The organism is Streptomyces avicenniae, from assembly GCF_000719135.1.
Lineage (GTDB): Bacteria > Actinomycetota > Actinomycetes > Streptomycetales > Streptomycetaceae > Streptomyces > Streptomyces avicenniae.
The window spans coordinates 86,768-112,361 of the sequence record NZ_JOEK01000011.1; the positions used below are offsets into that span (position 1 = coordinate 86,768).

25 protein-coding genes are annotated in these 25,594 nt (G+C 74.4%); 18 read left to right on the forward strand and 7 right to left on the reverse strand.

All coding sequences use genetic code 11. The features are described from left to right. The first annotated feature begins 75 nt into the window (after positions 1-75). The 6 genes from IF27_RS19535 (at position 76) to IF27_RS19555 (ending at position 5,572) form a co-directional block, all read left to right on the forward strand. A complete protein-coding gene (locus IF27_RS19535; protein WP_052851101.1) occupies positions 76-1,296 on the forward strand; it encodes a helix-turn-helix domain-containing protein in 1,221 nt (406 codons plus the stop codon). A 90-nt stretch (positions 1,297-1,386) separates the two neighbouring features. Next, on the forward strand, positions 1,387-1,806 hold the full coding sequence (locus IF27_RS19540; RefSeq protein ID WP_190233036.1) for a hypothetical protein: 420 nt from the start codon (positions 1,387-1,389) through the stop codon (positions 1,804-1,806). After that, positions 1,799-1,999: a hypothetical protein gene (locus IF27_RS31185; protein ID WP_190233037.1), complete on the forward strand. Its 201-nt coding sequence runs from the start codon at positions 1,799-1,801 to the stop codon at positions 1,997-1,999. The genes IF27_RS19540 and IF27_RS31185 overlap by 8 nt, the downstream gene beginning before the upstream one ends. A 151-nt stretch (positions 2,000-2,150) precedes the next feature. Next, positions 2,151-3,632 carry a chlorohydrolase family protein gene (locus tag IF27_RS19545; protein ID WP_052850964.1) on the forward strand — a complete coding sequence of 494 codons (1,482 nt, stop codon included), beginning with the start codon at positions 2,151-2,153 and terminating at the stop codon, positions 3,630-3,632. Then, positions 3,629-4,327 carry a GntR family transcriptional regulator gene (locus IF27_RS19550; protein WP_052850965.1) on the forward strand — a complete coding sequence of 233 codons (699 nt, stop codon included), beginning with the start codon at positions 3,629-3,631 and terminating at the stop codon, positions 4,325-4,327. Before IF27_RS19545 ends, IF27_RS19550 begins: the two co-directional genes overlap by 4 nt. A 30-nt stretch (positions 4,328-4,357) precedes the next feature. Beyond that, positions 4,358-5,572 carry an amidohydrolase family protein gene (locus tag IF27_RS19555; protein WP_052850966.1) on the forward strand — a complete coding sequence of 405 codons (1,215 nt, stop codon included), beginning with the start codon at positions 4,358-4,360 and terminating at the stop codon, positions 5,570-5,572. Between the two features lie 24 nt (positions 5,573-5,596). On the opposite strand, the gene IF27_RS19560 is transcribed toward IF27_RS19555, so the two are convergent. After that, positions 5,597-6,112: a carboxymuconolactone decarboxylase family protein gene (locus tag IF27_RS19560; RefSeq protein WP_052850967.1), complete on the reverse strand. Its 516-nt coding sequence runs from the start codon at positions 6,110-6,112 to the stop codon at positions 5,597-5,599. A 47-nt stretch (positions 6,113-6,159) separates the two neighbouring features. Between IF27_RS19560 and pdxR the strand changes: the two genes are divergently transcribed. The 3 genes from pdxR to IF27_RS19575 all read left to right on the forward strand — a co-directional run bounded on the left by pdxR (position 6,160) and on the right by IF27_RS19575 (position 8,634). Then, positions 6,160-7,569, forward strand: a complete 1,410-nt coding sequence (pdxR, locus tag IF27_RS19565) for a MocR-like pyridoxine biosynthesis transcription factor PdxR (RefSeq protein ID WP_052850968.1) — start codon at positions 6,160-6,162, stop codon at positions 7,567-7,569. 74 nt (positions 7,570-7,643) lie between these two features. Next, positions 7,644-8,393 carry an ABC transporter permease gene (locus IF27_RS19570; RefSeq protein ID WP_052850969.1) on the forward strand — a complete coding sequence of 250 codons (750 nt, stop codon included), beginning with the start codon at positions 7,644-7,646 and terminating at the stop codon, positions 8,391-8,393. A 58-nt stretch (positions 8,394-8,451) separates the two neighbouring features. After that, positions 8,452-8,634 carry a hypothetical protein gene (locus IF27_RS19575; RefSeq protein ID WP_052850970.1) on the forward strand — a complete coding sequence of 61 codons (183 nt, stop codon included), beginning with the start codon at positions 8,452-8,454 and terminating at the stop codon, positions 8,632-8,634. 276 nt (positions 8,635-8,910) lie between these two features. On the opposite strand, the gene IF27_RS19580 is transcribed toward IF27_RS19575, so the two are convergent. Further along, positions 8,911-11,622, reverse strand: a complete 2,712-nt coding sequence (locus IF27_RS19580) for a GNAT family N-acetyltransferase (RefSeq protein WP_052850971.1) — start codon at positions 11,620-11,622, stop codon at positions 8,911-8,913. Positions 11,623-11,728: 106 nt separating this feature from the next. Here IF27_RS19580 and IF27_RS19585 point away from each other — a divergent pair, with 106 nt between their 5' ends. The 3 genes from IF27_RS19585 (at position 11,729) to IF27_RS19595 (ending at position 14,616) form a co-directional block, all read left to right on the forward strand. Continuing rightward, entirely contained in the window at positions 11,729-12,457 is a 729-nt protein-coding gene (locus tag IF27_RS19585; RefSeq protein WP_052850972.1) for a siderophore-interacting protein, read from the forward strand. Between the two features lie 105 nt (positions 12,458-12,562). Continuing rightward, positions 12,563-13,327 carry a GNAT family N-acetyltransferase gene (locus IF27_RS19590; RefSeq protein ID WP_052851102.1) on the forward strand — a complete coding sequence of 255 codons (765 nt, stop codon included), beginning with the start codon at positions 12,563-12,565 and terminating at the stop codon, positions 13,325-13,327. A 122-nt stretch (positions 13,328-13,449) separates the two neighbouring features. Next, entirely contained in the window at positions 13,450-14,616 is a 1,167-nt protein-coding gene (locus IF27_RS19595) for an AAA family ATPase (protein ID WP_052850973.1), read from the forward strand. Between the two features lie 117 nt (positions 14,617-14,733). Here the strand turns inward: IF27_RS19595 and IF27_RS19600 are convergent, their stop codons facing one another. Next, the gene (locus IF27_RS19600) at positions 14,734-16,137 is read right to left on the reverse strand and encodes a cation:dicarboxylate symporter family transporter (RefSeq protein ID WP_052850974.1); all 1,404 of its coding nucleotides are present in this window, start codon (positions 16,135-16,137) and stop codon (positions 14,734-14,736) included. A 133-nt stretch (positions 16,138-16,270) separates the two neighbouring features. Between IF27_RS19600 and IF27_RS19605 the strand changes: the two genes are divergently transcribed. From IF27_RS19605 to IF27_RS19630, 6 genes are all read left to right on the forward strand, one after another. Beyond that, positions 16,271-17,887: a sensor histidine kinase gene (locus IF27_RS19605; protein WP_052850975.1), complete on the forward strand. Its 1,617-nt coding sequence runs from the start codon at positions 16,271-16,273 to the stop codon at positions 17,885-17,887. Then, positions 17,884-18,588 (forward strand): response regulator, encoded by a 705-nt coding sequence (locus tag IF27_RS19610; protein ID WP_052850976.1) that lies wholly within the window; start codon positions 17,884-17,886, stop codon positions 18,586-18,588. The genes IF27_RS19605 and IF27_RS19610 overlap by 4 nt, the downstream gene beginning before the upstream one ends. Positions 18,589-18,638: 50 nt before the next feature. Then, positions 18,639-19,016 (forward strand): nuclear transport factor 2 family protein, encoded by a 378-nt coding sequence (locus IF27_RS19615; protein WP_052850977.1) that lies wholly within the window; start codon positions 18,639-18,641, stop codon positions 19,014-19,016. A 242-nt stretch (positions 19,017-19,258) separates the two neighbouring features. Then, positions 19,259-19,606, forward strand: coding sequence for a MerR family transcriptional regulator (locus IF27_RS19620; protein ID WP_052850978.1), 348 nt, complete (start codon positions 19,259-19,261; stop codon positions 19,604-19,606). A gap of 308 nt (positions 19,607-19,914) precedes the next feature. Then, complete coding sequence (locus IF27_RS19625) at positions 19,915-20,118, forward strand: cold-shock protein (protein ID WP_052850979.1); 204 nt, start codon at positions 19,915-19,917, stop codon at positions 20,116-20,118. A 241-nt stretch (positions 20,119-20,359) separates the two neighbouring features. Further along, positions 20,360-21,838 carry a DEAD/DEAH box helicase gene (locus tag IF27_RS19630; RefSeq protein ID WP_052850980.1) on the forward strand — a complete coding sequence of 493 codons (1,479 nt, stop codon included), beginning with the start codon at positions 20,360-20,362 and terminating at the stop codon, positions 21,836-21,838. Positions 21,839-21,902: 64 nt separating this feature from the next. On the opposite strand, the gene IF27_RS19635 is transcribed toward IF27_RS19630, so the two are convergent. The 4 genes from IF27_RS19635 to IF27_RS31190 form a co-directional block, all read right to left on the reverse strand. Then, complete coding sequence (locus IF27_RS19635) at positions 21,903-22,841, reverse strand: CU044_5270 family protein (RefSeq protein WP_052850981.1); 939 nt, start codon at positions 22,839-22,841, stop codon at positions 21,903-21,905. Continuing rightward, positions 22,838-23,491, reverse strand: a complete 654-nt coding sequence (locus IF27_RS19640; protein ID WP_052850982.1) for an RNA polymerase sigma factor — start codon at positions 23,489-23,491, stop codon at positions 22,838-22,840. The genes IF27_RS19635 and IF27_RS19640 overlap by 4 nt, the downstream gene beginning before the upstream one ends. Before the next feature lie 94 nt (positions 23,492-23,585). Continuing rightward, entirely contained in the window at positions 23,586-24,824 is a 1,239-nt protein-coding gene (locus tag IF27_RS19645) for an FxsB family cyclophane-forming radical SAM/SPASM peptide maturase (RefSeq protein WP_223291115.1), read from the reverse strand. 106 nt (positions 24,825-24,930) lie between these two features. After that, a complete protein-coding gene (locus IF27_RS31190) occupies positions 24,931-25,296 on the reverse strand; it encodes a hypothetical protein (RefSeq protein ID WP_052850984.1) in 366 nt (121 codons plus the stop codon). Positions 25,297-25,594: the final 298 nt, after the last annotated feature.

Here is a 25,594-nt window from a genome sequence, read left to right on the forward strand (position 1 = left end):
ATTCGCTGGAACACTGTGAGGGACCATCATGAATCCGCTCCTGTCCGCCCTCTCCCCCGCCGAATGCACGGCCGTCTGATGGACGACGCCCAGAGCATCGGCCAGCGCATGCGGGACGCGCGGCTCCGGCTGGGACTGACACAGGCCGACGTCGCCTCGGCGCTCGGCTACACCCAGGGCTGGGTCTCCAAGGCCGAGAAGGGTCATATCGAGCTGGACCGCACGAGCGTGATCAACGCGGTCGCCAGCGTGCTGCACGTCCACCCCAACGAGCTGATCGAACGCCCCTACCGCACCACGGCGTCCGCCAACCAGTGGCGCGTCTCGGCGGCGTCGATCATAAGAGAACTGCGCCGCTACGACCTCGCCCCCGTCTTCGACGGCAGGCCGCGCCCCGCGCAGGCGCTGTGGGCGGAGACCCGCCGTCTCCACGGCCTGCGCGACGACGCGAAGAACACGTCGATCCTCGCCGTCCTCCCCGACCTGCTGCGCGAGGCACGCGCGCTGGTCGAGGTGTCACGAGGGCGGCAGCGCGAGGAGGCGTTCGGCGTCTACGCGGTGGCCTGCAAGTTCGGCCACACCGCCGCGCACGCCCTCGGCCATCCCGAACTGGTCGCCATGACCTGCGAACGCGCCGCCTGGGCGGCCGACCGCTCGGGCGACGAGCTGATGCCCGCCGTCGCCGACTGGATGCGCGTGTGGGACATGTGGGCCACCGCCGACTGGGACGACGCGATAGCCCTGTCCGACAAGGCCCTGCACAAGGTCGAGGGCCTGTACGGGCGCGGCGACCCGGCGGCCGTCCGCGTGTGGGGCTCGCTGCAACTGCGCGCCGCCGTCTCCGCCGCACGCGCCTCCCGCGCGGGTGAGGCGCGGCACCGCATCGCGCAGGCCCACGAGGCGGCGGGACGCGTCGGCGCGCGGCTCGCGTTCGACCGGCACAGCCTGACGTTCAGCCGGGGCAACGTGTCGATCCACGCGGTGAACGTGGAGCTGGAGATGAGCCAGCAGTCCGAAGCCCTGCGCCTGCACGGCGAGATGGCGCCGGGCGCGCTCGACACGCTGCCGCGGTCCCGCCGGGGCCACTACCGGCTCGACCTGGCCCGCGCGTATCTGTGGTCGGGCGAACGGGAGCGGGCGCTGCGCGAGTTGGAGATCGCCGAGGCGACGGCGCCGCAGCTGATCCGCAACCACCCGATCGCGCGCGCCACGCTGCGGCGCATCAGGAGCGCGGGACGCGCGGGCGTCTCGGAACGTCTCCGGCGGATGTCGTCAAGGTTCCACCTGGACGACTGACCTGCGGATATTCCCGCCGTTCATATTGGGCCGTACACGACTCCTTACCGTCTGTGGTCAGTTGACTACCGATCATGGCGGGGGTGCCAGGTGCGTTCCCAAGTTTCTCTTCCCGACTGGCTGCCGTACGACGGCCGTGTGCGGGCACGGCCGCTCGGCGAGTGGTTCGACGCGGTGCGGGTGCCGGAGTTCCAGGGGCTGTACGCGTTCGCGCGGCTCCAGGCCGCGGGCCGCGGCGGTCCCGTGGTCGAGGACCGCGTGCGGCATCTCCTCTACTGGCTCGTCCCGCCGGGCACGGCCGGGTGCCGCGACTGGCCGCGCGGCGTGCGGGCGTTGGGGCGCGGCCACATCCTCGCCGTCCCGCCCGCCGACCGCGTCGGCGAGCCGTGGGCGGGGGAGGGCGAGGCGCAGTGGGTGATGTACCGGCCGTCCGGGCGCTGCCTGACGGACCCGGACGTGCTGCACGCCGCGCTGACCCGCGTGTTCGGGGCGGTGGGGACGTGTGGCTGACCGGTACCGCCCGCTGGTCCTGACGCCCGCGCCGGTGCGGGACCCCGACCCGGAGATCACGGTGATAACGGGACGCGGACTGCCGCCCGTGGTGGAGCGCATACGGTGCTGCTACTGCGAGCGGTCCACCCCGCTGCGGAGCATGCACGACTGCGAGCGGCGCCCCCGCCGCCGGGGAAGGGGCAGGGAGTGAGCCGGTGAACTGGCACCCGTCAGGACCCCCTGGTATACCGAGAAGGCGCACGCGGCGCTTCAGGTGCGAGTTCTACGCGGATGGATCGGCGTTTGGTATGCCAAATGCTAGGGTCGGCTCGTTCCGGCACACCGTCCGCAGGAGGCACCGCATGCGCCGCACCCGCTGGCGTGCCGCCCACGTCCTCGCCCACCGGCGCGGCGGCCACGCCCTGCTGCGCGACGGCGAGGTGGTGTGGGAGGGCGACACGCTCGTGTACGTCGGCCCGCGCGGCGGCGGCCCGGCGCGCGTGGACGAGGACCTGGACCTCGGCGAGTCCCTGCTGATGCCGGGGCTCATCGACCTGGACGCCCTCACCGACATCGACCACCTCGTCCTGGACTCCTGGGCGCCCGCCGACCGCGCCCCGGGACTCCAGTGGTCCGCCGACCACTTCGCGCACGGCCGCCGCGACGTGTTCACGCCGGACGAACGGGCCACCGTCCGCGAGTACGCCCTCGCCCAGCTCGCCCTGCACGGCGTCACCACCTACATGCCGATCGCCTCCGAGGTCCACAGCGCCTGGGCCGAGCCGTACGACGAACTGGTCCGCATGGCCGAGACGTCCCGGCGCATCGGCCTGCGCGCCTACCTCGGCCCCGCCTACCGCTCCGGCGTCAACGTGACGACGCCGGACGGCGGCCGGGACGTCGCGTTCGACGAGGAGCGGGGCCGCGCCGGGCTGCGCGACGCCGTCCGCTTCCTCGACCACGCCGCGGCCCTGCGCGACCCGCTGGTCACCGGCGTCCTGCTGCCCTGCCGCATCGAGACGCTGACCGAGGAGATCCTGCGCGGGACCGCCGAGGCCGCCGCCCGCCGCGACGTCCTCGTGCGGCTGCACTGCCTCCAGGGCACGACGGAGCGCGACCTCGTCGCCCGCCTGCACGGCACGACGCCCCTCGGCCTCCTCGCCCGCACCGGCCTCCTCGGCGACCGCCTCCTCATCCCGCACGGCCTCGTCATCGACCGGCACCCGTCGGTCCACGGCGAGGACCGTGGCGACCTGGCCGCGCTCGCCGAGGCGGGCGTCAGCGTCATCCACTGCCCGCAGACGTCCCTGCGCTACGGCCAGGTCCTCCACTCCTTCGCCGCCTACCGCGCGGCGGGCGTCACCCTGGCGCTCGGCACCGACTCGTTCCCGCCCGACCTGATCCGGGGCATGGACACCGGCGTCCACCTCGCCAAGCTCGCCGAGGGCCGCGCCGACGCCGCCCCCGCCGAGCACTACGTCGAGGCCGCCACCCTCGGCGGCGCCCGCGCGCTGCGCCGCCCCGACCTGGGGCGCCTGGAGCCCGGCGCGCGGGCCGACCTCGTCGCCTTCCGGCTCGACGACATCCGCGACGGCGTCCAGGACGACCCCGTGCGCACCTTCCTGCTGAACGGCACCGCCCGCCAGGCGACGCACTCCGCCGTCGCCGGACGCCCCGTGCTGACCGACGGCGCGCTCCCCGGCACCGACCTCCCCGGCCTGCGCCGCCGCGCCCAGGCCCTGTTCGAGAAGATGCGCGCCGCCTACGGCGAACGCGACGTGCTGCGCCGCGACGCCGCCGAGCTGTTCCCGCCGACGTTCCCGCCGTTCGAGGAGACGCCATGACGGACGCCCCGGCGGACGGCGCCCCGGAGGCCGGCACCTCGCAGGCGGGCCCCTCCCACGCCTCCCACGCGGAACGCACCCTCCGCGCCGCCATCCTCTCCGGCACCTACCCGCCCGGCGCGCGCCTGCGCGAACGCGACCTCTCCCAGACCCTGGGCTTCTCCCGCATCCCGGTCCGCGAGGCCCTGACCCGGCTGGCCGGCGAGGGACTTGTCGAGATGTCGCCACGGCGCGGCGCCTCGGTGCGTGACCTGTCGCTGCGTGACGTCGCCGAGCTGTTCGACCTGCGGCTCAGCGTGGAGGTCTTCGCCGCCCGCCGCGCCGCCGAGGCGTGCGCGCGCGGCGCGGACGCCGAGCGGCTGCGCGCCCTCATGGAGGCGGCCGAGGACGCCACCCGGCGCGGCGACCCCGGGGAGATCCCGGCCGCCAACACCGCGCTGCACGCCGAGATCGTCGCGACCACGGGCAACCGCCTGCTCTACGACGCCCTCGCCCCGTCGCTCGGCCTGATGCAGTGGGTGTTCACGCTCACCGGCAGCCGCGACCCGCGCGTCCAGTGCGACGAGCACCGTCACATCTGCGCCGCGATCCACGCGGGCAAGGCCGATCTCGCGGGCGCGCTGGCGTACGCCCACATCGAGCGGGGCCGCGAACCGTCCCTCGCCAGCCTGCGCGGAGTCCTCCCGCCCGGCTGACCGCCCTCCCGTCCCTAGGAGAAACACCCCATGCTCATCACGAACGTCCGCCCCTGGGGCGGCGAGGCCCGCGACGTCGAGATCGCGGAAGGACGCATCACCGCGCTCCACCCGCACGACCCGGCCCGCCCGGTCACCGGCGACACCGAGACGGTCGCGGGCCGGGGCCGGATCGCGCTGCCGTCGTTCTCCGACGTGCACTGCCACCTCGACTCGACCCGCATCGGCCTGCCCTTCCGCCCCCACACCGGCGCGCCAGGCGTCTGGGGCATGACGATGAACGACCGCGCGCACTGGCGCGAGGACGCGTGGAGCGTCGCCGAACGCGCCACGCACACCCTCGGCGCCATGATCGCGCGCGGCACCACCCGCGTCCGCAGCTACGCGCAGATCGACGCGGACTGCGGCCTGGAGCGCTTCGAGGGCGTCCTCGCCGCGAAGGAGGCGCACGCCGGGCGCTGCGAGGTCGAGATCATGGCCTTCCCGCAGGCCGGTCTGCTGCGCGAGAAGGGCGTGCCCGAGCTGATCGACCAGGCCCTCGCGTCGGGCGCGGCGGTCGTCGGCGGCATCGACCCGTGCACGCTCGACCGCGACCCGGTGCGCCACCTCGACATCGTCTTCGGCCTGGCCGAGAAGCACGGGGCGCCGGTGGACATCCACCTGCACGAGCCCGCCCACCTCGGCGTCTTCAGCGTGGACCTGATCCTGGAGCGGGTGCGCGCGCTCGGCATGGCCGGGCAGGTGACGCTCTCCCACGCGTACGACCTCGGCGGCGTGGACGAGGCGACGACGCGGCGGCTGATCGAGGAGTTCGCCGAGCTGGACATCGCCATGGCGACGATCGCGCCCGCGCAGACCCGCGCGCTGCCGCTGGCCGACCTGACGGCCGCCGGAGTGCGCGTCGGGCTCGGCGAGGACGGGCAGCGCGACTTCTGGTCCCCGTACGGCAACGGCGACATGCTCGACCGCACGTGGCAGCTGGCGTTCACCAACCGCTACCGCGCGGACGAGCTGATCGAGCACGCGGCGGCCGTCGCCACCCGGGGCGGCGCGTCGATCCTGCACGCGGACCTGCCGCGCCTGGCGTCCGTCGCCGACCGGCCTGGCATGGCCGTCGGCGACGAGGCGGACCTGCTGCTGGTGGACGGCGAGACGGTGACGTCGGCCGTCATGGACCGGGGCACGGACCGCACCGTCCTGCGCCGGGGGCGGGTCGTCGCCGACGGCCTGGAACTGCTCGGCTGACCGCCGCGCCCCCGCCGCGCCGCGTCAGTCGGCCTGCGGCTGCGGGGTCCAGCAGCGGGTGGCGACGCCGATGGCGTTCCACGTATTGATGGCGATGATCAGCGAGAGCAGCGCCGCCGTCTCCTCCTCGGAGAAGTGCGCGAGGGCGCCGGTGACGACGGACGGCGGGACGTGCGTCTCGCTCAGCCGCGTGACGGCCTCGGTGAGGGCGAGCGCGGCGCGCTCCCGCGCCGTGAAGAACGGCGAGTCCTCCCAGATCGCGACGGCGTGGACGCGCTGGCTCGTCGCCCCCGCCGTACGGGCGGCCCGCGTGTGGACGTCCACGCAGTAGGCGCAGCCGTTCAGCTGCGAGGCGCGCAGCCGCACGAACTCGCGCAGCTGCGCGTCGATGCCGGTGCGGTCCAGCTCGGCGGTGGCGGCGTCGTCCAGCGCGCCGACCGCGCGGGAGAAGACGGGGGCGAGGGCGTCGAAGTCGAGGCGCCGGGGGATCGGGACGTAGGCGCCGGCCTGGGGCGGGGTCTGGGTCTGTGCTGTGCTCATGGCCACGACGCTACGGCGCGATCGGCCCGGGTCTACAGTGCAATGTCATGGGAGAAACATGGGCCGATCGCAGCCTGGACCTCCATCTGGAGCTGTCGCCGACCCGCCCCGCGCGGGCGCTGGAGCACGCGCTGCGCGCCGCCATGGCGGACGGCCGCCTCGCCCCTGGCATGCGGCTGCCCGCGTCCCGCACCCTCGCCGCCGACCTCGGCATCGCGCGTAACACCGTCGCCGACGTCTACGCCCAGCTCGTCGCGGAGGGCTGGCTCGACTCCCGTGTGGGCGCCGGGACATGGGTCGGCGAGCGTGCCGGACGCCCTCGCCCCGCCGCACGGCGGCCCGCGCCCGACGCGCCGCCGCTCGACCTGCGCTGCGGCATCCCCGACGTCAGCGGCTTCCCGCGCCGCGCCTGGGCGGCGGCGGCCCGTACCGCCGTCACGCGGGCGCCCGACGCCGACCTCGGCTACCCGCCGGTGCAGGGCGCGGCCGTCCTGCGGCGCGTGCTGGCCGACTACCTCGCCAGGACGCGCGGGGTCCACGGCGACCAGGACCACGTCCTCGTCACGCGGGGTTTCGGCGACCTGCTCGCCCACGTCTGCCGCACCCTGCGCGCCCGGGGCGTGCGCCGGATCGCGGTGGAGAGCCACGGGCACGAGCGCCACCGGGTGATCATCGCCGCCGCCGGGCTGACTGCCGTGCCGCTGCCGGTGGACGAGGGCGGCGCCGACGTCTCCGCCCTCGCCGCGACGGACGCGGGCGCCGTCCTGCTGACCGCCGCCCACCAGTTCCCCACCGGCGTGCCGCTCGACGCGGCGCGCCGGGTCGAGGTCGTCCGCTGGGCCGAGCGGACCGGCGGACTGGTCGTCGAGGACGACTACGACGGCGAGTTCCGCTACGACCGGCGCGCCATCGGCGCGCTCCAGGCGCTCGCCCCCGGGCACGTCCTCTACGCGGGCACGGCCAGCAAGGCGCTCGCCCCGGCCGTCGGCCTGGCCTGGGCGATGGTGCCCGACGCGTTCCTGCCCGACCTCCTCGACCGCACGGCGGCCGTCGGCGGCGGCGCGGACGCGCTGCACCAGCTCACGCTTGCCGTCTTCATGGAGGAGCACCACTACGACCGCAACGTCCGCCGCCTGCGCGCCCGTTACCGCGCACGCCGCGAACAGCTCGACGCCGCCGTCGCGTCGGCCCTGCCGCGCTGCCGCGTGACGGGGCTCGCGGCCGGGCTGCACTGCCTCGTCGAGCTGCCCGAGGGCGCGTCCGAGCGGCGCGTCGAGGCGGCGGCGCGCGAACGCGGCCTGCTCCTCGAAGGGTTGACGACGTTCGCCGCCGCCTCCTCGCCCCCGGGGCAGCGCCGCCCTGCCATGGCGATCGGCTACGGCGCGCCGCGCCCGCACACGTACGGGACGGCGCTCGCCGTGGCCGTGGAGGCGATCGCGGCCGGGACCGGCGGCTGACGCGCCGCGCCGTCGTCTACGCTGCGCATGCCGCGCGGCGCGGCGGGAACGGCCGACGAACAGGGGGAGTCCCCGTGCTGCTGCCCACCGGGCCCGTGCTCGGCGCCGTGATGGCGGCGCTGCTGCTCGTCGCGGCGGCGGTGGCCGCGTTCGCCCACCTCGTGCGGGACGACGGCCGCACGTACGCCCGGCAGATCGTCACGGCCGGGCTGCGGGCGCTCGTCCAGCTCGCCGCCGTCTCCCTCGTCATCGGCTGGGTCATCGGGCAGGCACCGGCGCAGTTCGCCTTCGTGGCGCTGATGTTCGGCGTCGCCACGGTCACCGCGGGGCGGCGGATCACGACCGGCCGCTCCTGGCCGTGGGCCGCGGGGCCGATCCTGGCCGGGGTGGCGCCCGTCCTGCTGACGCTGATGCTGGCCGGGCTCGTCCCGCCCGCCGCCGTGACGCTCGTCCCGGTCGCGGGCATCCTCATCGGCGGCGCGCTCACCGCGACCACCCTGGCCGGGCGCCGCGCGCTGGAGGAACTGACCACGCGGCACGGGGAGGTCGAGGCGGCGATGGCCCTCGGGCTGCTCGACCGCGAGGCGCGCCTGGAGATCGCCCGCCCGGCCGCGTCGGGCGCGCTGCTCCCCGGCCTCGACCAGACGCGGACGGTCGGCCTCGTGACGCTGCCTGGCGCGTTCGTCGGGATGCTGCTCGGCGGCGCGTCACCGGCGGAGGCGGGGGCGGTGCAGCTGTTCGTGCTGATCGCGCTGATGGCGGTGCAGGGGATGGCGGTGGCGACGGTGCTGGAACTGATAGCGCGCGGCCGTCTCAGGCGCTGAGGGGGGCGCCGTCGTCAGTGCAGATGCTTCAATCGCCCGAGTCAGCGGAGGAGTTCACATGCCCACGGTGATCCACCTGACCCGCCAGGAGGCGGAACAGCAGCGCCGAGAGCTGCTGGACCGGGCCGGACTGACCTACGAGGAGTTGCGTGACCAAGTAGCTGTCTATGCGGTCACGATGGACCAGCTGATGGTGTGGCACACCATCGAGGGTCTGGACTACCTGCTGTCGGACGAGTGAGCTTCCGGCGCAGCAGTTCGCCGACCGGCTGACAGACCTGACGCGGGACGTCCTCGGTGAGGACGTCCCGCGCTTTCACGCGGTGGATGGCGCGCCCGGCAGGAAGGTCCGCTCACAGCCGATGGCCGAGGACCGCGTGGTCCATCCGATTCCGGTGCGGATCGGCGACGGGATCAGGGGCGGGCTCGTCGTGCTGTTCGGCCGTTGCTGGAACGGGGCGAGCGCCTTCCTCGCGGCGGGGGAAGTCCCTGGTGCACCGGCGCGACCCCACGAGCGTCAAGCTATTTCATCCGTAGGGCCGTTCGCCTGGCGTACCGCCGCTTCGCGTGACAGGAAGGCGAGTTGGGCGCGCTTGTGGGGCAGGTCGATCAGCGGGCCGAGTTCGAGCCCCGTGCGCAGCGCCCGTTCGATGGCCTTGTCGTTGCGCAGGTCGGGCTCCGCGACGATGCGGTGCACCGCGGGGTCCGCGAGGACGAAGGCCAGGAGCGTCGGCATCAGCGTGCTGGTGAAGCCGCGCCGCAGCGGGCCGGGCGGCGGCGCGATCAGCAGGTGCACGCCGATGTCGCCCGGGCGCACGTCGTAGTACGTGCCGACCTCGTCGGCGGCCGGGTCGTACGTCTGGAACAGCGCCACCGGCGTGCCGTCCCGGCGCACCACGTACGCGTGGTGCGTGTCGAGCGAGTCGAGGAACTCGTATATCTCCAGGACCTCTTCGCGGCCCAGGTCGGTCATCCCCCAGAAGCGGGCGCGTTCCTGCGTGACCCAGGAGTGGAGCAGCGGGAGGTCGGCGGCCGGGTCCACCGGCGTCAGGGACAGTGTGCCGAAGCCCGCGACGGTCCGCGTGAAGACGGCGGCGCGCCCGCCGTCCCCGGCCGTGTCGGCGGGCGGCAACTCCTCGTGCGCCAGGGCCGCCCAGTCGGTGACGACGCGGGCGAGCCGCCCCTCGCGCCACAGCGGCGTCTGGTCGTGGTGGTGGGGATGGTCGGCCCGGCCGTGGGCGCCGAACGGGACGATCCAGCGGCTCTCCTCGCGGTTCCCCAGGTCCCACACGTACCTCGCGACGGGCCCGCGCGCGCTCAGGTCCGTGACGCCGGGGACGCTCGCGGTGGCGAGGACGCAGTCGTGGTCGCCCGCCAGCGGCCCCGCGTCGGGCCCTTCCGCGCCGGGCAACGCGCGCCAGGCGGCCAGGCGGTGCCGTGCGCCCCAGGTCGTCCCCCCGGCCCCGGCGGCGGCCACCTCCTCGACCGCCGCACGTATCAGCCCGCCGGGGTCGAGCCCCGGGACGGCGCCGGGCGTGAGGAGGTTCGGCAGGGCGAACGCGACGCGCGGCCCGAGGGCGAGCCAGGGCCACAGCGCCTCGGGGTAGGCGGCGCTCGGCCGCCCGTCCGTCCCGTCCCCGCCGGTGAGTCCTTCGCCCGCCATGCCGCGCAGCGCCGCGAACTCGGGTCTTCGGACGAGGAGTCGGGCGCACGCCGCGCGGACGGCGGCGTACGCGGCGGCGTCCGTGGAGTCGGCGTCCATGCGGCCGTCCCAGGCGAGCAGGCGTTTCCGCAGGAGCGACGCGTCCGCCGACAGGCCGTCGAGCGCGGCCAGCGGGCCGAGGAGCGTGCCGGTCTCACCGGCCAGCGTGTCGGCGTGCACGGCCTCCATCGCCTCGGCCGTCCAGCCGGTCGCGCCGTTCAGCAGCGTGCCGATGCGGCGGTGCTGGTGGCCGGGCATGAACTCGACGCCGAGCGGCGCGGCGAGCCCGGCCTCGTTCGCCATGACGGCGAGGCCGGTCACCTCGGCGCGCGGCAGGGGCTCGTAGGCGTCAGGCTCCCAGGCGTGCGCGGCCTCCCAGGCGGGGACGGGGCGCAGCCGGTTCGCCGGGTGCCGCACGGGGACGCGTCCGGCGACGCGGTGCAGCGTCCCGCCCTCGGTGTCGGCGGCCAGCAGGACGTTGACCGGCTCGACCCACGCGTCGCAGGCGCGGTCCACGTCGGCGACGGTCCTGGCGCGCAGCAGGCGCGGGAGCGCGGCGAAGCCCATGTCCCGTGCCACGCGCGGGACATGGCGCAGGCTGATCGCCTCCCGGTCGTCGGGGCCGCCGACGAGGACGGGCCCCCGCGCGGTCTCCATCACCTCGACGGTGACCGGCTCGCCGCCCGCGACCGTGACGGTCTCGGTGCCGTGCTCCGCCGGGCGCCAGCCGTCCGGGCCCAGGGCCTCCACGCCGCCCTCGGCGGTGCGGCGCAGGCGTTCGCGGTAGAGGTCCTGGTAGTCGGCCATGGCGTGGGTGATGCCCCAGGCGACGGTGCCGGTGTGGCCGAAGTGCGGGATGCCGGGGACGCCCGGCACGGCGAGGCCGACGACGTCGAACTCGGGGCAGGCCAGGCGTATCTGCTGGTAGCCGCCGGGGTCCTCGACGTAGCGGTGCGGGTCCCCGGCCAGCAGGGGCGCGCCGGATGCGGTGCGTTCGCCGGTCAGCAGCCAGCCGTTGCTGCCCGCCGTGCCGATGCCGCCGACGGTGAACAGGCCGGACGCGCCGGGGCCGAGGCGGTGTTCGGTCTCGGCGCGCCACAGTTTGGCGGGCATGCCGGTGAACAGGAGGTGGGTGGAGAGCCAGATGCCGAGCGGGACCCAGGGCTGCCAGTGTCCTGGCGCGCTGTCGGTGGCGGCGAACTCGGGTGCCTCGCGGGCGGCTTGGGGGAGGGCCGCGTTGACGCCCGCCGTGTAGGCGGCGAGCCAGTCGCGGGTGGCGTCGTCCAGGGCGAGCCAGCACAGGCGGGCGGTGTGGGCGAGCCGGGCGCGGCGGGCGAGGACGTCCCAGGCGAGGGAGTCGGCGCCGAGGACGGCGGCGGAGGTGCCGCGCAGGCGGCGGTGCTCGACCTCGATCTGCCAGGCGCGGTCGCGGGCGGCGTTCAGGCCCTGCGCGTAGGCGAGTTCGCGGGCGTCACCGGCACGCAGGTGCGGGATGCCCCAGCTGTCGCGGTGGAGGTGGATGGTCAACGGAACCCCAGGGCTCGTGGTGGTGGGCCGCCGTAAACTTAGGCTAGGCTTGCCTAACTTAAGCGTGGGGTGTCGTGCCGCGCAAACGTCGTGGAGAGGACAGCTCATGGCACACGGCTGGGAAGGCGCCGTGCTCAAGCTCATGCGCGGCAAGGACTACGCGTTCACCGTGACCGGCGCCGAGCAGGTCACCGACCGGTACCGCAGGGTGCACCTGACGGACGGTGGGCTGCTGCGCGCCGTCCCGCCGCACCCGACGATGTGGGTGCGCCTGTGGTTCGCGCGCGACGGCAAGCCGCACCAGCGCGCGTACACGCTGGTGGACCCCGACCCGGCGACCGGCACGTTCTCGCTGGAGTTCGCGCTGCACGACGGCGTCGCGAGCGACTGGGCGCGCACGGCCGTCCCCGGCGACACCATCGAGGCCACCGTCCAGGGCACCGGCTTCCACCACCCCGAGCCCGCCCCGGAACGGCTCCTGGTCGTCGGCGACCCGGCCTCGCTCCCCGGCGTCAACTCGCTCCTCGACGCCTTCCCCGACACGCCCGCCACCATCTGGTTCGAGACGCCGCACGTCACCGACCGCGTGCTGCCCCTGCGGCTCGACGCCGACCGGCACGACCTGCGCCTCGTCGAACGGATCGACAACGGCGGGCACCTCCTCAAGCAGGTGCGGGCCGAACTGCCCGCCGTGCTCGGCGATCCCGAGAAGGCGTACGCCTGGGCCGCCACCGACGCGGCGACGACCCGGGCGCTCGCGACGTACCTGCGCAGGGAGGCCGGGCTGCCCAGGCGGCGGGTCCACGCGCTCGGCTACTGGCGCGCCGACGCCTGAACCGGCGGCCCGCCATCCGGGACGGGCGGGCGCGCCGTGATGGGATCTACCGTCATGCGACCCACGCCCACCGCCCCGCCCACCCCCGGTGACCTGCCCGAACGGATGGAACGGAACCTCGCCGAGCACGCCTGCCACCTCCACCGCCACGTGGCGGGCGCGTCCGCCACCTCCACCGGCGACCTGCTCGTCGCCGACAGCGGCCTCGCCGACGACACGTTCAACATCGTGGCCGGTGCCCGCCTCACCCCGGCCACCGCCGACTCCCGCATCGCCGCGACCTCCCGGGCGCTGCGCGCGACGGGCCGCCCCTTCGTCTGGTGGGTCGGCCCCGCCTCGACGCCCCCCGACCTGCGCGCGCGCCTGACGGCCGCGGGGGCGCCGCCGTCCGAGCGGGAGACGGCGATGTGGGCGCCGCTCGACGCCCTCCCGCCCCTCGCGGCGCCCGGCGGCCTCGACATCAGGCCCGTCACCACGCCGGAACAGTTCGCCGACCACGCCGCCGTGCTGGCCGCCAACTGGACGCCGCCCGCCGAGACCGTCACCCGCTTCCTCGCCGCAGCCGCGCCGTACGCGCTGCGCCCCGACTGCCCGGCCCGCTACCTCGTCGGCCACGTGGCGGGCCGCGCCGTCTGCACGGCCGAGGTCTTCCTCCACGCGGGCGTCGCCGGGATCTACAACATCGCGACGCTCGCCACCGCGCGCCGCCGCGGCTTCGGCGGCGCGATGACTCTCGCCGCACTCCACACGGCCCGCGCCGCGGGCCACCGCACGGCCGTCCTCCAGGCATCGGCGGACGGCGAACCCGTCTACCACCGCCTCGGCTTCCACCCCATCGGCCACTTCACCGAACACCTGCTCGACGCCTGACCGCCTCCCCGAGGAAACGATGCTGCCGCGCCGGGCGCGCGGGACACTGGTCAGGAGGCCGGGCGCGCGGGATGCCGCCCGTCCGAAGGTCCGAGACACCGCACCCCCCTCCCGAGGTCGCCATGCTGCTGCGGTTCCGCGTCACGAACCACAGGTCCCTCCGGGACACGGCCGAACTCGTGCTCACCACCTCGCGGTTCCGAGGGGCGCACCCCGCCGACGGCGCATGGAGCCGGGTGAGCAACCGCGTCGCCGGGATCTTCGGCGCCAACGCGTCCGGGAAGACGGCCCTGCTGCATGCGATGGAGTTCGCCGTCACGGCCGTCAGGGACTCCGCCCGGTGGACCGGCCGCGACGGGTTCCCCAGCGCGCCCTTCCTGCTCGACGCCACGTCGCGTGACGAGACGTCCGCCTACGAGTTCGACCTCACGGTCGCGGGGACACGGCACGTGTACGGGTTCGAGAGCGGCGCGGCCGGAGTCGCCGCGGAGTGGCTGCACGCGTTCCCGCGCGGGCGGCGCCAGGTCCTCTTCGAGCGCACAGGCCCGGACGCCGCGGACGTCACGTTCGGCCGGAGCACGGAGGCCGAGGACGTCCCGCCTTTCGGCCGGGCGGGCGGACGCGGCCTCGTCCTCTCGGCGCCCGGAGTGGCGCACCACCCCCGGCTGCGGGGAGTCCACCGGTTCCTCACCCGCCGCCTCACCTTCCTGCCCACCCCCGTCGCCGACGCCCGGCGGCGCGTCGCGGCGCTGGAGAAGTGGTGCGAGGACGCGCGGACCCTCCGGCAGGCCGAGAGCCTGCTGCGTTTCGCCGACCTGGGGATCAGCCGTCTCCCGCACGCCCGTTCAGCGACCGGCCCGCCCCTGAACCTGGCCGACGCGAGCAGCGGGACGCTCACATGGCTGTCCCTGGCGCTCCCGGCCCTGCGCGCGATCGAGCACGGCGGCGTGCTGCTCGTGGACGGGCTCGGCTCCGGCCTCCATCCGACGCTCACCTCGGCGCTGATCGGCTTCTTCACCTGCCCCGTGACCAACACGAGCGGCGCCCAGCTGCTCTTCACCTCGCACGACGTCTCCCTGCTGGGGCACCCGCCGGGTGGTGGCCTCGGCGTCGAGGGGACGTGGTTCACGGAGAAGTCGCCCGACGGCGCCACCGAGCTGTACCCGCTCTCCGACTTCCCCGCCGGGGACGGCCACGACCTGCGCACGCGCTACCTGGGCGGACGGTACGGAGCGGTCCCCGTGCTCGCCCGGCACGAACTGCCCCCGACGCACAACCACCTGCCGTGAAGCGCGCGCGTGGGGTGGGGCGGGGGGCCGGCCAGGGACCTCGCTCCACCCCACGCGCCGCCGCGCGACCGGGCCGTCCGGGGGTGACGGGCCCGGCCGCGGCTCATGGCGCCGGGATCACCCGGCGCTGCCCGCCTTGACGGCGGACTCCTGCGGCGGCACCGACGCGGCCACCGGCCCCGCCCCGGCCTCCGCCTCCACGGCGGGCGCGCCGTGCCCGTCGTCGGCGAGCGTCGCCTCGTCGAACGGCAGGTCGCCGCGCAGCACGTCACGCAGGCGGTCGTGGTCCACCTCCCGCGTCCACGTGCCGATGACGACGGTCGCGACCGCGTTGCCCGCGAAGTTGGTCAGCGCGCGCGCCTCGCTCATGAAGCGGTCGATGCCGATGATCAGGCCCACGCCGTCCAGCAGTTCGGGACGGTGCGACTGGAGCCCGCCCGCCAGGGTGGCGAGCCCGGCACCGGTCACCCCGGCCGCGCCCTTCGACGCGATGATCATGAAGGCCAGCAGCGAGATCTGCTCGCCGAGCGCCAGCGGCTCGCCCATCGCCTCGGCGATGAACAGCGACGCCATGGTCAGGTAGATCGCCGTGCCGTCGAGGTTGAACGAGTAGCCGGTCGGCACGGTGATGCCCACGACGGGACGGCTGACGCCCGCGTGCTCCATCTTCGCGATCAGGCGCGGCAGCGCGGACTCCGACGAGGACGTGGACAGGATCAGCAGGAACTCACGGCCCAGGTAGCGCAGCAGCGAGAAGATGTTGACGCCCGCCACCACGCGCAGCAGCAGGCCCAGGATCAGCACGACGAAGATCAGGCAGGTCACGTAGAAGCCGAACATGATGACCGCCAGCGAGCGCAGCGCGTCCGTGCCCGTCTCGCCGACCACCGCCGCGATCGCGCCGAACGCGCCCACGGGCGCCAGCCACATGATCATCGACAGCACCCGGAACACCAGCCGCTGGATGTGCTGCACGCCGCGCAGCACCGGCTCGCCCGCCGGGCCCATGGCCTGGAGCGCGAACCCGGCCAGCAGCGCGACCAGCAGCGTCTGGAGCACCTCGCCGCCGGTGAACGCGGACACCATCGTCGTCGGGATGATGCCCAGCAGGAAGTCCGTGGTCGATTCGCTCGCGCCCTCGGCCTGCGCCGCGCCCGCCTCGGCCGTGGCCTCGGTGATGTGCAGCCCGGAGCCCGGCTCCAGGATGTTGCCGACGACCAGGCCGATGGCCAGGGCGAACGTGGACATCACCAGGAAGTAGCCGAGCGCCAGGCCGCCGACCGCCCCGACCTTCGCCGCCTTCCGGACCGAACCGATCCCGAGCACGATCGTGCAGAAGATGACAGGCGAGATCATCATCTTGATCAGATTGACGAAGCCGGTGCCCAGCGGCTTCAGCTCCACACCGGCGTCAGGCGCCGCGAGGCCGACCGCGATGCCCGCGGCGACCGCCGCGATGACCGCGAGATACAGGTAGTGGGAACGGTCGCGCCGTCTCGGTGCGTTCTTCTCAGTGGTCACGGCAGTCACGGCGCGTGCCTCCTCGTCGTTGTGGAGTGAGCTTCCGCGACTATCCACCCGCCTGTGACCCCGGTCACCCTTACGTTCATTTCGGTCACGGTCCAGGACGCGACACGCCGTGCACACTGGGGCCATGCGACTGCCCCGCGCACCGCGCCCCCGCAGCCTGGCCGGCCAGCTCTTCGCCATGCAGGTGCTGCTCGTCGCCGTCGTGGTCGCGGGCTGCGCGCTCTTCGCCTACGTCACGGACCGCTCGCAGGCCGAGGAGGCCGCCCGCGACAAGGTGACGGCGGCGGCCCGCGCCGTCGCCGACTCGCCGTCCGTGACGGCCGCCCTGCACGACCCCGACCCGTCCGCCCTGCTCCAGCCGTACGCCGAGGACGTGCGCCGCCACGCGGACGTCACCTTCGTCACGATCATGGACCCGGACGGCGTCCGCCTCACCCACCCCGACCCGGAGCGGATCGGCGAGACGTTCCTCGGCCACACCGCCCCCGCGCTGGCCGGGCGGACGTTCACCGAGACGTACACCGGCACCCTCGGCCCCTCCGTGCGCGTCGTCACCCCCGTGCGCGACGCGGGCAGCGGCGAGATCACCGCGCTGGTCAGCGCGGGCCTGACGGTGGACGCCATCGGCGAACGCCTCGCCGGGCAGGTCGCCGCACTGGCCGCCGTCGCCGCCGCCGCGCTGCTGCTCGGCGGCCTGGGCACGTACGCCATCAACGCCCGCCTGCGCCGCCACACGCACGGCATGAACGCCGCCGAGCTGAGCCGCCTGCACGAGTACCACCACGCGACGCTGCACGCCGTCCGCGAGGGGCTGCTGCTGATCGACGGCGCGGGGCGCGTCGCGCTCGTCAACGACGCGGGCCGCCGGCTCCTCGGCCTCACCGACGACGACCCCACCGGGCGGCCCGTCACCGGCCTCGGCCTGCCCGCCGCGCTCACCGCGACGCTCCTCGCCGACGGGCCGCGCGTGGACGAGGTGCACCTCACCGACGAGCGCGTCCTCGTCGTCAGCACCTCGCCCGTCGCGGGCGGCGAACGGCACGGCACCGTCGTCACCCTGCGCGACCACACCGAGCTGCGGTCGCTGGCGGGCGAGCTGGACTCGGCGCGCGGCTTCGCCGAGGCGCTGCGCTCCCAGGCCCACGAGACGGCGAACCGGCTGCACGCCGTCGTCTCCCTCATCGAACTCGGCCGCACGGAGGAGGCCGTCGAGTTCGCCACGGCCGAGCTGGAGCTGGCCCAGGCGCTGACCGACCGCGTGGTCGGCGCGGTCGGCGAGCCGGTGCTGGCCGCGCTGCTGCTCGGCAAGGCCGCCGAGGCGGCCGAGCGCGGCGTCGAACTCGTCCTCACCGACGACAGCCGGATGGACGACGGGCTCCTCCCCGACCGCCTCCCGCCCCGCGACCTGGTCACCATCCTCGGCAACCTCATCGACAACGCCCTGGACGCCGCCGCCTCCGCGCCGGGCCCCGCGCGCGTCACCGTCACGGCGCTGGCGGCGGACGGCGAACTGCTCCTCGGCGTCGGCGACACGAGCCCCGGCCTCGCCCCAGGCGCCGTCGAGTCGGCGTTCCGGCGCGGCTGGTCCACGAAGGGCGCCGGGCGCGGCCTCGGTCTCGCGCTGGTCGGGCAGGCCGTCCGCCGCCACGGCGGCACCGTCGTCACCGCCCCGGGCGACGGCCTCACCGGCGGCGCCCGCTTCACGGTCAGGCTGCCGCTGCGGGCGGAGGTGCCCGCGTGAGCGGTGCGCAGGAGGAGATCGGCGTCCTCGTCGTGGAGGACGACCCGCTGGCCGCCGAGGCGCACGGCCGGTACGTCGAGCGCGTGCCGGGCTTCGCCGTGCGCGGCATCGCGCACAGCGCCGCGGAGGCCAGGCGCCTCCTCGCCTCGACGCCCGTCGATCTGCTGCTCCTCGACCTCTACCTGCCGGACGGGCACGGCCTCGCCCTGCTGCGCGCGCTGCGGGCGGCGGGGTGCGGGGCGGACGTCATCGCGGTCACGTCGGCCCGCGACCTGGCCGTGGTGCGGGAAGGGGTGTCCCTCGGGGTGGTGCAGCACGTGCTGAAGCCCTTCGCCTTCGCCACGCTGCGCGACCGCCTGGTGCGGTACGCCGCGTTCCGCACGGTGGCGGGGGAGGCCGGGGGGCAGGACGAGGTGGACCGCGCGCTGGCGGCACTGCGCGCGCCGGGGCCCGCCGCGCTCCCCAAGGGGATGAGCGGCCCGACGCTGGCGGCCGTCACGCGGGTGCTGCGCGCGGCCGGTGCTCCCGGGCTGACCGCCGCGGAGGCGGGCATGGAGGTGGGCATCTCGCGCATCACGGCCCGCCGCTACCTCGAACACCTGGTGGACACGGGCCGGGCCGAGCGCAGCCCCCGCTACGGGAGCGTGGGCCGCCCCGAGCACGGCTACCACTGGCTCCCCGAGCGCGCGCGAGGCGGCTGAACGGGACGTTTCCCACCCCGCTGTCAGTGTCCTCTGGCAGGGTGAGGCGCATGGATACTGCGCAGGTCGTGCACGAGTTCTGGGACCGCATGGGCGCCCGCGACTGGGACGGGCTCCGCGCCCTGCTGGCCGACGACGTGGTCGTGGACTGGCCGGCGAGCGGCGAGCGGTTCGTCGGCCCTGACAACGTCATCGGGGTCAACGAGGCGTACCCCCTGGGGTGGTCGATCACGGTGCTGTCCGTGGTCGCCGACGGCGGGTCCGTGGTCTCCGAGGTGGAGGTGCCGCACGAGGACCTGGGTGTCTTCCGCGTCGCGTCGTTCTGGACGGTGCGGGACGGCCGCATCGTCAACGGCCGGGAGTACTGGACGGGCCTCGGCACCGACCCGGCGCCCGCCTGGCGCGCCAGGTTCGCCCGCCGGATATGACCTCACCGCCCCGTGGCGTCGGTCACATCCGGCTCGTCGCCGGGTACTCCGCGGGGTGCGAAGCGGGTGGCCGGGGCCGGGTGGCGCCGCAGATCTGTAGTGGCGGGAGTAGACATGCTGGTGTGGGGGAGTTAGCGTCCCTCCCGTTGTGACAAAGGCAGGAAGGGTGCGCGGGTGACGAACCGCCGCCCCCACGCGGTGGGGCGCGAAGGTTCCCCGCCGCGTCCCTCCGAGAGGTACCCGTGACCGCAGACCACCCGTCCACCCCGTCGAGCAGGCTCGACGACGACGATTACCCCGCCTACACCATGGGCCGTGCGGCCGACATGCTCGGCACGACGCCCGCGTTCCTGAGGGCCATCGGCGAGGCCCGGCTGATCGTCCCGCTCCGTTCCCCCGGCGGTCACCGCCGCTACTCCCGCTACCAGCTGCGGCTCGCGGCGCGGGCCCGCGAACTGGTGGACCAGGGAACGCCCGTCGAGGCCGCCTGCCGCATCATCATCCTGGAGGACCAGCTCGAAGAGGCCAGACGCATCAACGAGCAGCTGCGCCGACGGGACCCCGCACGGCGGTCCCCCGGGGGTGCCTGACGCGCGGGCCGACAGCTCGTCGCGTGGTGGACATCCATCGGCCGCGGACGGATAACTTGCGCGGCCGTTGCAGAAATACGGTGCGCCGCGCGCGCCCCGGAGGCGGATCAGCGCAGCGCTCGCCGCCCTCCGGCGTGCCGTGCTACGGTGGAAAACAGTTGCAGTTGTGGTTCCCAGAAGATTTCAGCGGAGAAATACCGCGAGCAAGCTTCTTAATTTCCCGGATTTTCCGGAGAGGGAAATCATCGCAGCGACTCCGGGTCCGCACGGTGCGGTTCCCGGGCACTGCCCCGAGGGAGATTATTTCTATGGCATCTGGCACCGTGAAGTGGTTCAACGCGGAAAAGGGCTTCGGCTTCATCGAGCAGGACGGTGGCGGCGCTGACGTGTTCGCCCACTACTCGAACATCGCCACCTCCGGCTTCCGCGAGCTGCTGGAGGGCCAGAAGGTGAACTTCGACGTCACCCAGGGCCAGAAGGGCCCGCAGGCGGAGAACATCACGCCTGCCTGACCCCGACGCCTGTCGTACGGCTGGGGCCCGCACCCACGGGTGCGGGCCCCAGCCTGTTCGGCTGCCCGCGCAGAACGCCGCCCGTTCCTGGCCTCGCTCCGGTGTTCTCCCCGGACGTGACGCGCTCGCCGCCGCGCCCCGGATCAATTCAGTTCTCCGGCCCGTTCTTGCGGATCATCACGCGGCGCAATGCCGCTTGAGACGAATTCCTCGATACGTGCCGCATCGAGGAAGGTTCTGCATGAACCGTACCGCTCGCACGAATGACAGTTCGCACCGTTCCGCCGCGGGTTCAGGCCGCGGCCGTCCGCAGGGCTCGGGACGCGGGGGCGCCCCCCGCTCCGGCCGTTCGGGCGGCGGCCGGGACCACCGTCCCGCCGCGCTCCACGGCGAGTTCGCCATGCCGGTCACGAAGACCCCGCCGCTCCCGGCCGCCGAGACCTTCGCCGACCTCGGCCTGCCCGCGCCGCTGCTCGCGGCGCTCGTGGCGGAGGGCGTGACCGTACCGTTCCCCATCCAAGGCGTCACCCTGCCGAACTCGCTCGCGGGCCGCGACGTGCTCGGCCGGGGCCGCACCGGCTCCGGCAAGACACTCGCCTTCGGCCTCGCCCTCCTCGCCCGCACCGCCGGGCAGCACGCCGAGCCGCGGCAGCCGGTGGCGCTCGTCCTCGTGCCCACCCGTGAGCTCGCCCAGCAGGTCACCGCCGCGCTCACCCCCTACGCCCGCGCCCTGCGGCTGCGGATCACCACCGTCGTGGGCGGCGTGCCGATCGGCGGCCAGGCACGGGCGCTGCGCACCGGGGCCGAGGTCGTCGTCGCCACGCCGGGACGCCTGCGCGACCTCGTCGAGCGCGGCGACTGCGCCCTCCACCAGGTCGCCATCACGGTCCTGGACGAGGCCGACCAGATGGCGGACATGGGCTTCCTGCCCCAGGTGACCCACCTGCTCGACCAGGTGCGGCCCGAGGGCCAGCGGATGCTGTTCTCCGCGACCCTCGACCGGAACGTGGACCGCCTGGTCCGCCGCTACCTGAACGACCCCGTGGTCCACTCCATCCACCCCTCCGCGGGCGCGGTGACGACGATGGAGCACCACCTGCTGCATGTGCGCGGCACCGACAAGCAGGCCACGGTCACCGAGATCGCCGCCCGCGACGGGCGCGTGCTCCTCTTCGTGGACACCAAGCGCGCGGCGGACCGGCTGGCCAAGAACCTGCTGGCCGTCGGCGTCCGCGCGTCGGCCCTGCACGGCGGCAAGACGCAGTCGCGGCGTACCCGCATCCTGGAGCAGTTCAAGACGGGCCACATCACCGTCCTGGTGGCGACCAACGTCGCCGCGCGCGGCATCCACATCGACAACCTCGACCTCGTCGTCAACGTCGATCCGCCGGGCGACCACAAGGACTACCTGCACCGCGGCGGCCGTACGGCGCGCGCCGGGGAGTCCGGCACCGTCGTCACCCTCGTCCTGCCCGAGCAGCGGCGCGAGATGGACCGGCTGGCCGCCGCCGCGGGGATCACGGCGCGCTCCACCGAGGTGCGCCCCGGCTCCGAGTCGCTGCGGCGCATCACCGGCGCCAAGGCGCCGTCCGGTGTCCCCGTCACGCTCACCGACCCGGTCGCCGAGCGCCCCGCGCGCACCGGCGCCGCCCCGGCCGGACGCCGCGCCAGGCCGCGCAGTGCCGGACGCCGCCGCGCCCCCCGTCAGACCGCGCAGTGACGTCGGGAGGGGGCTGCCCGACCCGTTAGCGGGCCGGGCAGCCCCCTCCCACGGGGCGTGGGGACTACGGGCGCGTGCCCGCCTCGTCCACGACCGCGCGCTCCAGGACGGCCGAGGCGTGGAGGGCCTCACCCTCGGCCACCGAGCCGTCCTCGAAGTCGAGGTCCGTCAGGGCGACGCTGCGCTCCCCGAGCAGTTCGAACGACTCCTCGTCGAAGATCAGCTCCTCGCTGCGGTCGGGGTTGTAGGAACTGACCCGCGACACGGCGATCCCCTGGCGGCCCGCGAGGTCCTGCGCGTCGGGCACGACGGTCACCCCAGGGATGAGCGCCGCCGCGCCGTAGAGAGCGGCGGCGACGTCCGGCGGGACCAGGGACTCCAGCAGCAGGTCGGCGACGAGGACGTAGGCGTCCTGGTGCGTGTCACGCTCCTCGTCCATGTGCTCCTGCTGCCCGTAGAGCCACTCCAGCATCGCCTCGGCGTCGGTCGGCAGCGTCTGGAGGCGGCGGTAGGTCAAGTCGCTCTCGTCGAGCGGCACGTCCTCCTCCCCCTCCCGTCGCAGCAGCCCCACCCGGTTGCCGTCCACCGCCTTCCAGACCTCCCGGTCCCGCGTCAGCTCGCCCAACTGCTGGGTCAGGCTGCTGACGTAGACGTACTGGTCGTCGCGGATCTCCACGGGGGCCTCGGCCGCGGCGACGAGGGCCGCCTGGTCCAGCAGTTGGACCGCGGACACCACGGAGGACGCACCCCCGGGGGCTGCCTCCGTCCGGACACCTCGCTCCGGGGCGTCCGTCCCGCCGACGGCGCCGCCCGAGAACAGGGCGAAGGCCAGTGCGCCCGCCAAGGCCGGTACGCCGACGGCGGGCAGCAGCCACTTCCTCCTGCCGGACGCGGCGCCGCCGGGCTCGGGGTGCTGGCGGATCTCGTGCATCAGGTGCTCCTTGAGCTGTCGCTGACGGCCCGGCGGGAGATCCCGTTCGGGGAGCGACGGGGTGTCGTTCACAAGAGGTCCTTCCGTCCGAGTCGGGCCGCGGACGAGCGGCCGACTCCTACCTGTCCCGGGGGCGCGGAGGGTTCCCGCCGTCGTGCCACGGCGTCCCCTGCCCCCTCCTTCTTCCTGGCCTCGACGGCGGCGGCGAGCTTCCGCCGCGCCCGCGACAGCCGGGACCGTACGGTGCCCACGGGGACGCCGAGCGCCTCGGCGGCGGTCGCGTAGTCGCAGCCGGACCACACGCACAGCGCCAGCACCTCCCGTTCCGGGCGGCGCAGCGTGTCCAGGGCGAGGCGCACGTGCGCGATCAGCTCGGCGTCGTCGATGCGTTCGGCGACCTCGTCGGCGAAGTCGCCGACGACCGCGGGAGGGGGCAGCCGGGACAGCGCGGCGGCGTGCCGGCGGGCCGCGCGCCGGGTGTTGCGGACGGTGTTGGTCGCGATCCCGAGGAGCCAGGGCCGCAACGAGCCGCCTTCCGGGTCAAGACGCTCCCGCAGACGCCAGGCTTCGAGGAACGTCAGGGAGACCGCGTCCTCGGCGACGGTCCAGTCTCCGGTCAGCCGGTAGGCGTGGTTGTACACCGAACGCGCGTAGGCGTCGAACAACTCCGCGAAGGCGTCCTTGTCCCCGTCGCGTATCCGGGGGCGCACATCTGTCGTCACGACCGTTGTCCTGTCCGGCCGCCGGGCGGGGTTCCCGCCGTGACGTCGGCGACCCGCCCGGCGCCGCCGGTTCGCGGTGGACGGCGTGGGGCCGCTAGACCGCGTCCCTCGACGTCAGCCGCTGGACGTCCGCGGTCAGCCTGCCGCGCACATGGGCGACGAAGCCCAGCATGTCGGCGCAGTACACGGTCGGGTTGAGGAAGCCCTCGCCCTCCCGGTAGCGGTGCGTGTAGTAGCCGCCGCCGCACACGTCGCGTTCCGGGCAGGCCCGGCACGCGTCGGACAGCCCGGCCACGCCCAACTGGCGTGCGGCGACGGACGGATGGCGCAGCGCGGCGTCGAACGGCGCGCCGAACACCGTCAGGCCGGTCTCGGTGGCGCCGTCGTACGTGGACTTGAGCGTGTCCACCTGTTCGAGGGAGCCGTCCGTCTCGACCACGACGACGCCCGCGGGGGCGATGCCGATCTGCTCCGAGGTCGTGCCGCCCCCCATCAGCAGGCTCAGGGCGTCCCCGAACAGGCGCACCCACGTCTGCTGCACGGGCGCGCCGTACCACGCGTCGAAGGCCGCGATCAGCCAGTCGGCGTACGGGGTGTGGCCGGGGTCGCCCGTCCAACCGGGCGGCGGCGTCGTCCAGTTGCCGTGGGGGAGGAGGAAGTCGAGCCCTGGCGGCTCGTGTTCGAGCAGCGCGTGGAAGGTCTCCACGGGGTCGTTCTCGATATCGACCGTGCACAGCAGCCCCTGGTAGAGGTGCCGGTAGGCGGGGGAGCGGAGCAGGCCGATGCCGCGGGCGACGGACTCGTGGCTGCCCTTGCCGTTGGCGAAGCGCCGGTGCCGGTCGTTCGCCGCGGCGTCCCCGTCGATGCTGACGCCGACCTTGACGCCGTGCGCGCCGAGGACGTCGAGCATCGGCTCGTCCAGCAGGACGCCGTTGGTCTGGACGACGAAGTCCACCTCCGTCGTGCCGGGCAGCTCGCGCCGCACGGCGTCGGTGACCCGGGCCACGACCCGGGCTCCCGCGAGCAGGGGCTCACCGCCGTGGAGGACGACGGTGACCCGGGGCAGGCCGTGCGTACGGGCGTGCTCGGCGATGCGGACGGCGACCTGGTCGATGACGCGGTCGCTCATGATCTTCGGCGCGTCGCGCCAGGACTGGTCGGCCATCTCGTACAGGTAGCAGTAGTCGCAGGCCAGGTTGCACCGGCTGTGCAGCTTCACCACGAAACAGCCGAAGGGAGTGGGCCGCCACCCGGCGGCCTCCAGCTCGTTGACGCGGAGGACACCGTCGGGCCACTCCAGTCGCCGCATCAACTGTGCGGGGTCAATGGTCACTTCACGCTCCCGGAGTCGGAACAACGGCGTACGCCACCCCGGACGGCGGAGTACCGCCGCCCGGGGTGGGGTGTCGTTGACGGGGACGGGGCCCGTCGGTGGAGCCTTAGGCGGAGGGCGCGGCGCTGTTGAAGTTGCCTGCCGGTGCGGCGCTGTTGAAGTTGCCTGCCGGCGCGGCGCTGTTGAAGTTCCCCGCCGGTGCCGCGCTGTTGAAGTTGCCCGTCGGGCCGGTCACGCCTGCCTCCCCGAGGCTCAACCGCTTGGCCAGGGCGCGTGCGAGGGGGGAGTCGCCGAGCTGCGCGACGTCCGCCTGTGACACGCCCGCGAGGTCGATCCGCTGGGTGCTGGTCCCCGCGGGCGCCTCGCCGGCCTGCGCCGCACCCGCGCCGCCCATCGCGACCGCCGCCGCCGCGACGACCGCCGCCACGGTCGCGCCGGTTCTCCCGGAGGACTTGTTGGTGTTCTCTGCCATGCTTTCCCTCTTCTCTGAGCATCGACTCAGTGAGCGCGAGCAATGCTTGCCGGGGGATATGATTGATCAACTATGCGAACACCTGCTGGAAATTGCAGGTGACAGGGCGAACATACGCACTGGGGAATCCCAGGCATAGACCGTTGCCCTGGCGAATTCCTGCAATCTGCAACGCGGTTGACCCGAGCGCGCCGCAGTCCCTGGCGTCTGCTTGCCTGCTTCTGCGGGGGACGAGGCCGCCGCCGGGCTGCCCCCCGCCCGGCTGGATGCCTGGTCGCGGGCCGCGACACGAGAGCCG

Bases quoted from the DNA above. Each gene is read 5' to 3' on its own strand.
- IF27_RS19575 (WP_052850970.1), top strand. From the start codon at position 8,452: ATGCCCACGGTGATCCACCTGACCCGCCAGGAGGCGGAACAGCAGCGC.
- IF27_RS31190 (WP_052850984.1), bottom strand. From the start codon at position 25,296: ATGGCAGAGAACACCAACAAGTCCTCCGGGAGAACCGGCGCGACCGTG.
- IF27_RS19630 (WP_052850980.1), top strand. From the start codon at position 20,360: ATGAACCGTACCGCTCGCACGAATGACAGTTCGCACCGTTCCGCCGCG.
- IF27_RS19560 (WP_052850967.1), bottom strand. From the start codon at position 6,112: ATGAGCACAGCACAGACCCAGACCCCGCCCCAGGCCGGCGCCTACGTC.
- IF27_RS19555 (WP_052850966.1), top strand. From the start codon at position 4,358: ATGCTCATCACGAACGTCCGCCCCTGGGGCGGCGAGGCCCGCGACGTC.
- IF27_RS19605 (WP_052850975.1), top strand. From the start codon at position 16,271: ATGCGACTGCCCCGCGCACCGCGCCCCCGCAGCCTGGCCGGCCAGCTC.
- IF27_RS19595 (WP_052850973.1), top strand. From the start codon at position 13,450: ATGCTGCTGCGGTTCCGCGTCACGAACCACAGGTCCCTCCGGGACACG.
- IF27_RS19615 (WP_052850977.1), top strand. From the start codon at position 18,639: ATGGATACTGCGCAGGTCGTGCACGAGTTCTGGGACCGCATGGGCGCC.
- IF27_RS19550 (WP_052850965.1), top strand. From the start codon at position 3,629: ATGACGGACGCCCCGGCGGACGGCGCCCCGGAGGCCGGCACCTCGCAG.
- IF27_RS19545 (WP_052850964.1), top strand. From the start codon at position 2,151: ATGCGCCGCACCCGCTGGCGTGCCGCCCACGTCCTCGCCCACCGGCGC.
- IF27_RS19585 (WP_052850972.1), top strand. From the start codon at position 11,729: ATGGCACACGGCTGGGAAGGCGCCGTGCTCAAGCTCATGCGCGGCAAG.
- pdxR (WP_052850968.1), top strand. From the start codon at position 6,160: ATGGGAGAAACATGGGCCGATCGCAGCCTGGACCTCCATCTGGAGCTG.
- IF27_RS19590 (WP_052851102.1), top strand. From the start codon at position 12,563: ATGGAACGGAACCTCGCCGAGCACGCCTGCCACCTCCACCGCCACGTG.
- IF27_RS19625 (WP_052850979.1), top strand. From the start codon at position 19,915: ATGGCATCTGGCACCGTGAAGTGGTTCAACGCGGAAAAGGGCTTCGGC.